The following is a 12,585-nucleotide window of genomic DNA, read 5'->3' as shown; positions in this document are numbered from 1 at the left end:
TCTTATATTACTTGGCAAAATTTTTGGCTTTAATTTTGTCCAATACTTTTATATGTATAGTTGAGTTTACTTTATAAGTTCTTACAAGGCTAAGTTAAGGCACATGAAAAAAATAATAGACAAGTATTATTGTCTATTATTTTCTTTCATGTGCCTAATATAAAAATCACTTTATCTTATTCCTGAAGATCCAAAACCCTTTTCATTCCTTTCACTCTCACTTAATTCAATTGTTTCTACTACTTTAACTTTAACTACAGGTTGTATAATCATTTGAGCTATTTTCATTCCTTCTTCTACTTTAAAAGTTTCATTACTATGATTAATTAAAATAACCCCTATTTCTCCTCTATACCCTTCATCTATTGTTCCTGGAGAATTCAGTGTAGTAATTCCATATTTTAACGCTAATCCACTTCTAGGCCTTATTTGGGCTTCTGTACTTTGTGGTAACTCCAATTGTATTCCCGTATGTATTAGACTTCTCTCGCCAGGCTCTAAAATCACTTCTTCTATTGAATATAAATCTAATCCAGCATCTCCTTTATGTGCATAGTTAGGCAATATTGCCTTTTCACTAATTCTCTTTATTTTTAATGTATATTCTTCCATATGTTTACCTACCTTTAACGTATAATATAAGGCATATTCAAAAAATAACAATTCAGTATGCTAGTATATTTTACGTCATAAGGAAGCTCAACTCGTATGCACTCGCTGAGTAAGTGATTCACACAAAATCAGCTAATAGATAAGAGCTATGAGCTAAGCTTGCCTCCTTTTGCTTGACGCAAAATATAAGTCACATCTTTGACTTGTTATATTCTTTCATATGCCTAAGTTTGATTTTATTATAATTTATTATTTAATAAATATCAAAAAAATATTAATTATCTAAATCTATTTTTTGCACAATTTTTTTTAAGATTGTTTACTACTAATACACTTGACTTAGTATTTTCTTTGCTTATAGTAACTTCATTCCACTTAATGTATTTAGGTTTATCAAAATAATTTTTATTAATAATCTCTATAATCCTATAGCATCCTTCAGATAAATCATTAAAAATAACTTTTCCTAATTTATCAGTTAACTTAGACTTTATAAATTCCGGGCATACTCCATTCAATTTGTAAATATTGATTTTTGCGCCCTCTAAACATTGTCGTTCTTTTCCACAATTTAAAATTGCCGATACTATTATTTCTCCTTTAATATCGTGTTCACAAAAATTATTGTAACAATCTAATGAATCACTTTCACTTATATTTAATGTATAATTTTCTTTATTAACTGCATTAGCTTTATCATCTGCATCTCTTATATTACTTTTAGTATTATTATCTTTTTTATCTATAGTCTTACTAATTTCCATATCTATATTGCTACTGTCCAAATCTTCATCTAAAATTTCAAATATACAACTACTATCATCACAATCATAATATTTTATTTTTTGGCCAGATCCAGATAAATTTAAGTTAATATCATTATATTTATTATCATCGTAATGATTATTTTTATAATTATCCATAAAAATTCCCTTTCTTTTTTCTATACAATTATAGAATATGATTCAGAAATATTTTATGTGCTTATGAATTAAGATATTATCAAAAAATAATGTTCTAGCAAAACAATGAAATTGCTAATTGTCCAAAATAATATAATAAATCAAGATCTCCTTGATTGAATTCCTTTTCATTTACTGAAATAGATAAATATAAAATTGCTATAATCTCTCCATTACATATAAGTGGGGTTATGCATAGTGATTTCCAATCAGGTATTCCATAAGATTGATTTATATATGTGTTACTCCAATCAACTAGATATAAACCATTATTATTATTAATAATGTCATATACTAATTTCATATTAAAATCTTGAATTTCTGAGCTTCCTTCTTCATATCGTTTCTTACTATAAATATTTTTCACTGAACTTCCTTTTATAATAAATGCGGATGCAAATTCGGATTCTGTTATTTGAATAATTCTTGAAAGAAAATCATAAATTTTTTCTTCATTTCCCGATTTCTTTTTAATCATATCCATAATGTCTTTTGTAGCTAATCTTAAATTATAATCTTTTGTATAATTAGACGGCAAAATCCCTTTTATTCTACTATTTGAATTATTTGAGTTATTTAAAACCATTAAATTTTCATTCCATATAGTTGATTTATTTTTTCCCTCTGCTTTAGATATATATAATGCTTGATCTGCTATTTTAATAAGTTCTTCTGAATTACAAGAATGCTTTAGGTATACAGCGATACCAAGACTAATACTAACTTTCCTCTTATCACCTAAAATTTTAGCATCTTCTACTTGTTTTCGTATTATCTCAGCGACTTTAAATGATGCCTCTTCTCCCTTATTAGGTAAAAGTAATATAAATTCCTCACCACCGTACCTAACAAAAATGTCCTTTTTAGATAAGCATTTTTTCACTTCCTTGGTTAATTTTATCAATACTTCATCGCCTGTTTGATGTCCATATCTATCATTTACTCCTTTAAAATCATCAATATCGAAAATTATTAATGAAAACTCTCTATTTCTTTCATATGAATAATCTATTAAATCACGAAGAGAAGTTTCAAGATACTTTCTATTATACACACCTGTAAGTTTATCTAATGTAGAACTTATTCTAAGTTTATACTGATCTAGTAAAAAAAGTATAAATGGTATTATTTTTTCTACCTTATTTTTAGATTCAATATTAATATAATTAATAGCATTATCTGAAATTAAAATAAGCTTTCCGTTAATCCTTTCATTGCTATTAATAAGCTTTCCTTTATTACTAAACTTAACATACATACAAGCTTTCATTCCTTCTTGTAGTATTTTATTATCTATTCTATTTAGTTTATCATCATTATTAGATATAACTAATATCTCTTCCGTTGCATCTACTTTTAATGAAAAATACTTTTGAATTTCATTTTTATCACTTATTCTATATTCACATATAACTTCATTTTCTCCTAAGCTATTCTCCATTACAATCATAGCTTTATCAGCTAATGTTATCCGTGCCATGTACTTTAATATTACCTCTAAATTTTTAATTATATCATTTGAAAAATTTTTCAATATTTTATACACATCACCTATAGAATTGTAATAACATTTACTATAAAATCCTTGCATTAATTTAAAACACTCTGAGTTTTTTAATATATTATAAATTTTTAATTGTTCCACTATTCCATTTAATTCAAAAATATCATTAATTAAAGTTACTTCTTTTAAGTTTAAATCACTCTCTAAAGTTTCTGCTAAGCAATTTCTAAATTTATTATATGTTATCAAAAATTCACTATTGTTTGCATATAATATTCTTTCTATTTCAGGCAAAGAATTTATTATATTTATAAAAATATTAATAGATTCATAGTAATAATTTATAGCTAATTCATAACAAGTAATTTCCTCATATTTCTCAGCTATAAGAGAATATAAATTTGCTTTCATATCCTTATTGTTTCCAAAAGAAATTATTCTTAATGCTTTATTAATTAACATATTATAGGAATTATTGCATCTAAAATATAATTCTAAATATACATATTCCATTTCAGTATCATAATCTCTAACATATTTTTCAATATTCAAGAACAATTGTTTTGCTAAGTCTTTATATCCCAAGCATAAAATAGTTCGTATTGCACTTATTCTAATAGCTAACTTAACTTGTCTATTTTTAAACTTTTCAGTTTCGTTAGTTAATAATGTAAATTTCTTTTTCACTTCTTCTTCAATTGTGCAATTATGCAAAAGCAGTTGATAATATTGACTTTTAATTTTAAGATATTCAAAACTCTCATAATCTCCTATTAAAACCTTAACATCTTCTAACTGTTTAATAGCAAAATCAAAATTATAGATTAAACAATTATATAAAGCAGCTGTTGAACTAAGATTTATTATATCCATTTCAGATAACCTTACTCCTTTTTTCAACTCTATTGTTAAGTTATAATAATTAGATGCTAATTTTATTTTTCCTAATTTAGTATATGATTCACATAATAAATTGCAAATCCTAAGTATATATCTATCAAATCCATGTTCTCTTGCTATCTCTAAACTATATAATAAATTTTTATTTGCATTCTCATATTCTCGTTTTTCAATATAAATTTTTGCTATATGAATTAAACTTGATACTTCTTTCTTATACACCTTATATTTATTACTTAACTTATTAACTTCTATAAAAGCATTAAGAACCTCATCACAGCTCTCTCCACTTTCTTTACATGCTAATACGTAATTTATCTTAGAACTTAAATATCCAACATAATTATTTTCTGTTGTAAATATACCTAATGAATCTTTTAACAAATCTTTTGTTTCTTCATATCTACCTTGATTAATATAAATTTGGCTAAGTAAAACTTTTGTCCATGCGTAAACCCCTACATTTATATTATTATTATCACATATTTTTAATACCTGATCACTATATTTTATCGCTAATTCTTTATCTTTTTCTACCTTAGCTAATAATGCAAGTGCATAATAATAATAAGCCTCTCCTTTAGGATAAGAAGTTTTATCTAATAATTCTCTAACCACTTTTAGTGGAAAAGTTAAATTTACAAATTTACATTCTTTAACTGTTATAATAATCATCCTAAGTAAAACGTATATTTGTAATTCTTTCTGATTATTGTCAACTGCATAAGTATTTGCTTTATTAAAATATTTATATGCCTCTTTATCTTCTCCTATTTTTTCATTAAGCTTTGCAATACTTATTGCCATTTTAGTAGTATTATTATCTTGTTCATAAGTCAAAGCTTTTTTATAATAATATATTGATTTAATGGTATTACCAGAAATATCAAAAATTTTCCCACATTTTAAACTATATTTTATTAATTTATCCCACTGTTTGCATCTTTCTAATTGATTTAAAAATTCATCTAAATATTCATCTGTTTTAGATAAAATTTTCTCAAGAAAATTACAAGCATTAATATGCATTTTTATTTTATTTTCTTCATTAAGTTTTGAATATATTATTTTTTTTACTAAATCATTAGAAAAATCTACTCTCATACCTGTATCACTAATTTTATCAATTAAAAGTCTTTTTAATTTTAATTGATTATAAACTTCTTTTTTTAGATCATCTAAAATAATATAAGAAAATATTATTTTTTCTGATAAAGCACTTTGATATATACATAATGTTTCTAAAGTTTCAATTTCATTTTTATTTAAACCTGATATTTTATTTTCCAGTGTTTTTTCTACACTTCTCGGTATTACAATATTGTGTATATCTACTCTGCTTTTCCAAAAACCATCTTCTCTACACAAATATATAGTTCCGTCTTTGTATAATTCTTTTATGGTTTCACTAATAAATAGTGGCTTCCCAAGGGTTTCTGCATAAATTTTCATAGATAATCTATTATTATTCTTATGAGAATTTAGCATACTCTTTACCATTTTACTTGTATTATAATTATTAAAATAATTAATCTTATATTCTTCATAATTTTCAAGGCTTCCAAGTTCTTTAAAAAAATCTATCATTTTATTATCAAATTTATCTTCATTAGTAGAAAATATAATCATTATATTTTCTAATTTATTACCTAATAAACAAAGATATCTAAAAAATAATTTAAATAACTCTTTGCTTTGTTCTAAGTCATCTAATAAAATAATCAAAGTAGTATTTACTGTATATTCATGTAAAAGTTTACAAACTCTATTTATCACTTGAAGTGTATTTTCATTGTTAACAATTACTTCTTCTGATAACATATCAATGAACTTTTTTAGATAAACACCATATTTATCTTTTAAATATTTATCTAAATTTTTGTATATACTATTTAATACTGAATTTGATGATTTTAACTCTTCTAAATTATCAATTAGCAAATATGGTTTTTCTAATTTATTTTTAAAGTATTTATTTATGATTTTATGTTTAATTTCTTTTATCGTTCTAGTTTTACCAGTTCCTTCTTCTCCGTTAAAACATATAATCTTGTATTTTAATTTATTTGATAATATTTGTTTGAAATTTTCTTCGACCTTTTTAATCTCATCTTCCATTCCAATTATATCCAGATCTGTTTGAACTTTATCTAATGCATCAAATACAAAAGCATCATAGTTCTTATTTAAATGTTTATTTACATATTTAATAAAGTCTATTATGTGTGCTACCTTATTAAGAGATACAACTTTATCAATATAATCTAGTCCTTGAAATTTAGCATAAAATTCTTTTTCATCAAATAATTGTTTAAATATATAAATTATCTCTTTTATATTATCTTTAGGTGTTCCTTCATCATTTTGTTTTTCAACATTATATGGGTAAGCTAATGATTTCATGCTTAATAAGTTTCCCATATTGAACTTGCTCATCTCATATTGTAATAAATTTTTAATTTTAACACTAACTGTTTTATTTTTATTTGAAATTAAAATAATGTCTTTAAGATTAAGCTCTTCAAATATATACCCCTTTATATTTAAGGTATTAACAGCTGAACACAATTCCATAAATATATCAAATCTATCACTAATTGAACATTTACTAAGATAACTTTCCGTATCAATATTATAGTCAATGTGCTCTGTTAAATATCCATATTGTAATTTGTCTAAATTTATCCCATCAATATTTTTAACTACTTCAATATCAACTAAATTAACTACATTATCGAAATTAAAATTTTTTATTGTTTTAAAGTTACTTAATAAATACTCCCTATAATTTTCATACTCAAAATCATTTTGAAAGATATAAAAATCATATTTTTTCTTTCTACATGTATCAGTAACTATATATCCCAAAAAATTTTCTTCAATTTCTATACAACGTTCAATTAAATACTGATTGTTTAAAGCTTTCAAGCAAGTCCACCTCTTTATTTATATATATCTAATTAATATAGATATATTTACTATTTCCTATGAATTTCTAATCTTTTAATTATAATCATATAAAAATTTATTATATATCTTAATATATAAACACTATAAATTTATTTATCTTAAAAAACTATTTATGAATATGAACACTATATTATCTATAACTAACCGTATACATTTAAGCATAATAGCATCTTTACATATTTTACTAAAAATGTATTATTTTTTTTAATATATTTGTAATTGTACCATTTAGACTAATATAATTCAATATAAAATATATCTTTAATACTGCTTTAATACTTTAATAAATATTTAATAAATATTAAATAAATATTTATTTAATATTTGCACATAATAATTTTGTATAAAATATTTATGAAGGTGATTATATGAATTTAAAATTTTTTAAAAAATTAATTATAAGTTGTTTAATAACAATATCAATAATTAATTTTGCCATTCCAACTCTTTCTGCTGAAAATATTAATGAGCAAAAAACAATATATTTAACATTTGATGATGGCCCTGCAGCTAAAGTAACAGAAGATGTTTTGGATATATTAAAAAATGAACAAGTACCTGGTACATTTTTTTTAATTGGAGAGCAAATTGAAAGTCAAGAAAATTTAGTTAAAAGAATTTATAATGAAGGTCATTCTATTGGGTTGCATAGCATGACTCATAAGAAAGGATATCTCTACTCTTCAAATGAACATTTTTTAAAAGAAATGCTTGATACTCAAGAAGTAATTAATTCTGTCCTTGATTTTAAACCTACAATTTTAAGATTTCCATTTGGATGTAACAATAATAGTTATAGAATTTGTGAATCAATGGAGAAACTTCTTCATGAAAATGATCTTAAAATTTATGATTGGAATGTAGATAGTGGCGATGGCGCTAATCACTCTGCATCTCCTAGTACTTTTATTAAAAACTCTAAAAGCGATAAAGACAGAATAATATTACTAATGCATTGTAGTTATATGAGTAAAAATTCTGTTAAAGCTTTACCCGAAATAATTAAATATTATAAAGATAAAGGGTATGAATTCAAAGCAATAGATAACAACACCCCTGAAGAATATCATATTATTAAATAATTTTTTGAATATAAGGCACAGTCAAAAAAATAATAGACCAGTATGCTCGTATATTTGGTCTATTATTTTCTTTCATGTACCTAATTAAATAGGCTATATTATTAACTTATGTTTATCGTTAATAATATAGCCTATTTACATTATGAATGTACCTTAACTAATTTGAAATACTATTTATGCATATACATTAGTTGTTGAAACTGTTCTTTCTACAACTTTATATATCATATAACCAATTATTCCATTTAATACTACTGTTGGTATAACTATAACTCCAAATAATACTGCAAATGAAGCCCCACCTGGTAATCCAGCTGTTAACATTAATATTGTTAAGAATGTGGTTCCACTAATAAATGTTCCTAATGTTAACAATAGAATAACTTGTATATTTTTAGTTACTTTATCTCTTAATGGTATAAGGATAAAATACATAACATTACAAGTAATAAACTTGTCTGCAATATTAGGAAATTGACCACCAGGTGTCTTACTTGTAAATGCTGTAAATATTCCAACTATAATTGCACATATTACTGTAGTCTTGTAATCTTTATTAAAAATCATTATTATAAATAGCATTGCTAAAGAAAAATCTGGTTGCATAGGAAGTCCTAATGCTGGTGTTAATTGATGTAATATTACTCCTATTGCTATTAAAATTGCATTTGTAATCATTCTTTTTGTTTTCATTATAAATTCCCCCTATTTTTATGATTAATTAAAATTACTACGTTGAAAAATCTTTCTTTCATAACATAATTATCACGCCCTCATTTAAAAATATATAAAAAAACTCCGTCCTAATATATAGGACGGAGATTATCCGCGTTGCCACCTAAGTTGCATAAAATGCCTCTCATAATTCGATACTAACATATCTCATTCGCTATAACGTGCGACTAACGGCTAAACTACTCTCAAAAGATTTCATATCGCTCCTCAAAGGCCCATTCATCATTAACATTAGTACTGAAATCTCACCATCTTCAGCTCTCTTTAACCTTGCACCTGATTACTATCCCTTTTCTTAGGATTTATATTATACTAATATATTATATGCTTTTTTTTTATTTGTCAATACTTCTTATAATATATTTTTACCAATCATATATTTTATCTTTTCAAAACTTTCAGGTTTACTAAAATAATATCCTTGAACAACATCACAAAAAATACTTTCTAAATACTCTACTTGATGTTTATATTCAACCCCTTCTGCTATTACTTCTATGCCTAATTGATGAGATAATTTAATTATATTTTCAATTATACATTTACTTTTGAAATTATTTTCTAAATCAGTAACAAAACTTCTATCTATTTTTAATGCATCTATTGGAAGTTTAGTTAAATAATTCAATGATGAGTATCCTGTTCCAAAATCATCTAATGCTATGCTTATTCCTAATTCTTTAATTTGTTCCAATATTTTAACATTTTTATCAAAAGATTTCATAAGCATACTTTCTGTAATTTCTACTTGAATATACTTGGGTGGAATTTTATATTTTTTAATCAGTCTCTTAAAATCTAATATTACTACATCTTGTCTTAGTTGCATTTCAGATAGATTTACTGCTATTTTAAAGTTTTCATATCCGTCATTTATAAGTTTTCGTATTTTTCTAAATACTTCTTCTAATACAAAACTCCCAATAGGAATTATCATCTTTGTATTTTCTGCAATTGGAATAAATTCTGCTGGACTTACAAATCCAAACTCTTCACTCCTCCATCTAACTAATGCTTCAAAACTACGTACTAGTGAATCGTGTAATGTTACTTTAGGTTGGAAAACAACATACATTTCATTATGTTGAAGTGCTGTTCTTAGTCCTTTTTGTATCGTATACATTCTATTTAACTCAAGTGATATACTATCATCAAAAAAGTTATATTCATTTTTACCATTGCTTTTAGCAACATACATCGCTGCATCAGAATTTTTCAAAAGAGTTTCAAAATCCATTCCATTATATGGATAAACAGCGATACCTATACTTGATGTTAAATATATTTCTTTTTTTTCTATTATAATAGGTTTAGAAAAATCTTTAACTAAGCTATTACATAAATTAATAACTTGTTTTAGATCTTCTATGTCTGGATTAAAGATTATAAAAGTATCTCCACTATATCTACAAACTAAGTTTTCTTCTCCAACTATCGATAATATTTTATTAGCTACCTCTTTTAAGGATAAATCTCCAAATTCATGTCCAAAAGATTCATTAATATATTTAAAATTATCTAAATTAAGCATTATCATAGCACATTGTATTTTTTTCTCTCCACAATTGTTTAAGAATTCAACAATTACATCCTTGAAATATTGCATATTAGGTAATTCAGTGATTCTATCACATTCAATTATTGATGTTATTCGTTCCTTAATAATTTTTTCCTCATACTCAGCGTCACTTGCTAAATTATCTTCTCTAAGTTTTAATTTAGAGTTTACACTATTAAAGCAATAATGTGTTCCAATTAAATAATATCCATTACTTTTTTGAATAACTTTTCCCATAAAAATAAAAAACAATATATTATTATCTTTATCTTTAATTCTATAATGCTTAATAATATGTTCTTTTCTATCATAAGCATCCTTTAGATCTTTATTAAATAGACTTCTAATATTTTCAAAATCTTCTATATATATTAAATTTAGAAATTGGTTAACATCTAGATTATCAATTTTATAATAAGTTATAAAATCTAATATTCTGTTTTCAAATGTTAACTCAGATGTTAATGGATTCCAAAACATTATTATTCCATTAACATCTAAACACTTAAATACTTCCTTGTAATTAAAGTTAAACTTATCTATAATCATAACTTATACAATCCTTCACAAAAATACTCTAGTTTATTTACTTTTCATCTTGTGGTTTACTATCTTTTTTATCATTGACTAATGATAAAACTAAAGCTGTAGTGGCTACTAAAACTCCAATTATCTTCCCTGATTTTTTTAAATTCATAAAATATCCTCCTTAATTTGATATTTTGGTTTTAATCTTTATACTCTCTTAAATTGATTTTGTAATTCATTATATTTATATCCTGAAATCCTAAATTTGCTTATAATTTCTTCTTGTATAAAATCCAAGTCATAACAAAGTGATTCTAATGAATCATATTGATCTCTTAATTTTGTATTAATAATACTAACCAATATATTTATATCCATACCGTGTATATCTTCTTTAATCATCATTATCTTCCTTTTATTCGTAAATTGCTATAAAATTATAAATTTATACTTATAATTTTATAATTTTATAGGATTAGTTGCAATCTTTTTATATATATTATTAAATTATTTTTTTCAAATTCTAATGTTCTAATATAGTTAAATATATGTAATTATATTTAATTTTCTAAATTATTTAATTACATATATTTATAAATTAGTACACAATAATTTACATTAATATAGTAAAAGATTGCCTCAGTTTTGTTTTTAAGGCAATCTTTTAGGCATATTATTCATCATAAAAATCTAAGTAAGAGTATTTCTTATCTCCTTTTTGCCATCCTAAGATTGCATCCATACTTACATTTGATGCTGCTCTGAATATAGATTTATCTACTCCATCAAAGTTTTCTTTTAATTGCTTAATTAAATCCTTTATTTCGTATCTCTTATTTCCTGTTCTTTCTGCTGCCACCATACATGCACAATTTAATGGAGCAATTCCAGAATTATTTATGAATCTTTTTATATAATCTTCTTCAACATAATAAAGAGGTCTTATTAATTCTAAATTTTCAAAGTTTGTTGATTTAAGTTTAGGTAACATTGTTTTAAAATTACCTGAATATAAAAGATTTAACATAGTCGTTTCTATTACATCATTATAGTGATGTCCTAATGAAAGTTTATTACATCCAAGTTCTTGAGCTTTATTGTAAAGTGAACCTCTTCTCATCCTCGCACATAAGTAACAAGGATAATCTTTAGCCATTTTATCAACCACATCAAAAATTCCTGATTCATAAATTTGAACTGGAATATTTAAATATTCACAGTTGTCTAATAAGAGCTTTCTTATATGTGGATGATATCCTGGATCCATAGCAATAAATTCTACATCAAACTTAATTTGACCATGCTTTTGCAATTCTTGAAATAATTTTGCCATAAGAATGCTATCTTTTCCACCTGATATAGCAACAGCAATCTTATCACCTTCTTCTATCAACTTATAATCTTTAATAGCCTTAATAAATTTTGACCAAATCTGTTTCCTATATGTTTTTACTATACTTCTTTCAATTTCTTTTAGTGGTTTTTTATCTTCTTCTGGTATGATTGTTGGACAACCCTTACCTGCAATTGTACTCATATTATAAACACCTCATTTTTCATAGTAATTATATCACCATTTACCATAATTGAAAATTCATTGTTTTAATTAGTTTGAGTCAACTAAAAGTTGGCAAGAATTTTATTTAATTTATCATCCATTATTTTACAGCGTGTTTTTATTATTTCCCTACCCAAACTTAATAATTAATTGTAACTAATATCACTAAAACTTTT

General features: G+C 24.1%; 8 protein-coding genes and 1 other annotated feature. Of the genes, 1 reads left to right on the top strand and 7 read right to left on the bottom strand.

Translation table 11 applies throughout. The annotated features are described in order from the left end of the window. Nucleotides 1–171 precede the first annotated feature (171 nt). From dut to BM027_RS15795, 3 genes are all read right to left on the bottom strand, one after another. A complete protein-coding gene (dut, locus tag BM027_RS15805; protein ID WP_090093956.1) occupies nucleotides 172–612 on the bottom strand; it encodes a dUTP diphosphatase in 441 nt (146 codons plus the stop codon). A 278-nt stretch (nucleotides 613–890) separates the two neighbouring features. Beyond that, nucleotides 891–1,535, bottom strand: coding sequence for a prealbumin-like fold domain-containing protein (locus BM027_RS15800; protein ID WP_090093953.1), 645 nt, complete (start codon nucleotides 1,533–1,535; stop codon nucleotides 891–893). 94 nt (nucleotides 1,536–1,629) lie between these two features. Then, nucleotides 1,630–6,906: a diguanylate cyclase gene (locus BM027_RS15795; protein WP_090093950.1), complete on the bottom strand. Its 5,277-nt coding sequence runs from the start codon at nucleotides 6,904–6,906 to the stop codon at nucleotides 1,630–1,632. Nucleotides 6,907–7,316: 410 nt separating this feature from the next. Here BM027_RS15795 and BM027_RS15790 point away from each other — a divergent pair, with 410 nt between their 5' ends. Further along, nucleotides 7,317–8,030, top strand: a complete 714-nt coding sequence (locus BM027_RS15790) for a polysaccharide deacetylase family protein (protein WP_090093947.1) — start codon at nucleotides 7,317–7,319, stop codon at nucleotides 8,028–8,030. A gap of 174 nt (nucleotides 8,031–8,204) precedes the next feature. Here BM027_RS15790 and BM027_RS15785 read toward each other — a convergent pair whose 3' ends face one another. The 4 genes from BM027_RS15785 to BM027_RS15770 all read right to left on the bottom strand — a co-directional run bounded on the left by BM027_RS15785 (nucleotide 8,205) and on the right by BM027_RS15770 (nucleotide 12,388). Next, nucleotides 8,205–8,723 (bottom strand): tryptophan transporter, encoded by a 519-nt coding sequence (locus tag BM027_RS15785; RefSeq protein WP_090093944.1) that lies wholly within the window; start codon nucleotides 8,721–8,723, stop codon nucleotides 8,205–8,207. 115 nt (nucleotides 8,724–8,838) lie between these two features. Beyond that, nucleotides 8,839–9,071: a binding site (T-box leader), on the bottom strand. 46 nt (nucleotides 9,072–9,117) lie between these two features. Continuing rightward, nucleotides 9,118–10,872 (bottom strand): putative bifunctional diguanylate cyclase/phosphodiesterase, encoded by a 1,755-nt coding sequence (locus tag BM027_RS15780; protein ID WP_090093942.1) that lies wholly within the window; start codon nucleotides 10,870–10,872, stop codon nucleotides 9,118–9,120. A 186-nt stretch (nucleotides 10,873–11,058) separates the two neighbouring features. Then, nucleotides 11,059–11,253 carry a DUF4250 domain-containing protein gene (locus BM027_RS15775; RefSeq protein ID WP_090093940.1) on the bottom strand — a complete coding sequence of 65 codons (195 nt, stop codon included), beginning with the start codon at nucleotides 11,251–11,253 and terminating at the stop codon, nucleotides 11,059–11,061. Nucleotides 11,254–11,524: 271 nt separating this feature from the next. After that, complete coding sequence (locus BM027_RS15770) at nucleotides 11,525–12,388, bottom strand: tRNA 2-thiocytidine biosynthesis TtcA family protein (protein WP_090093938.1); 864 nt, start codon at nucleotides 12,386–12,388, stop codon at nucleotides 11,525–11,527. Between the last annotated feature and the right edge of the window lie 197 nt (nucleotides 12,389–12,585).

The sequence above is a fragment of the Clostridium uliginosum genome (assembly GCF_900112485.1).
Taxonomy (GTDB): domain Bacteria; phylum Bacillota; class Clostridia; order Clostridiales; family Clostridiaceae; genus Clostridium; species Clostridium uliginosum.
This window is presented reverse-complemented; position numbering and strand designations above follow the sequence as displayed.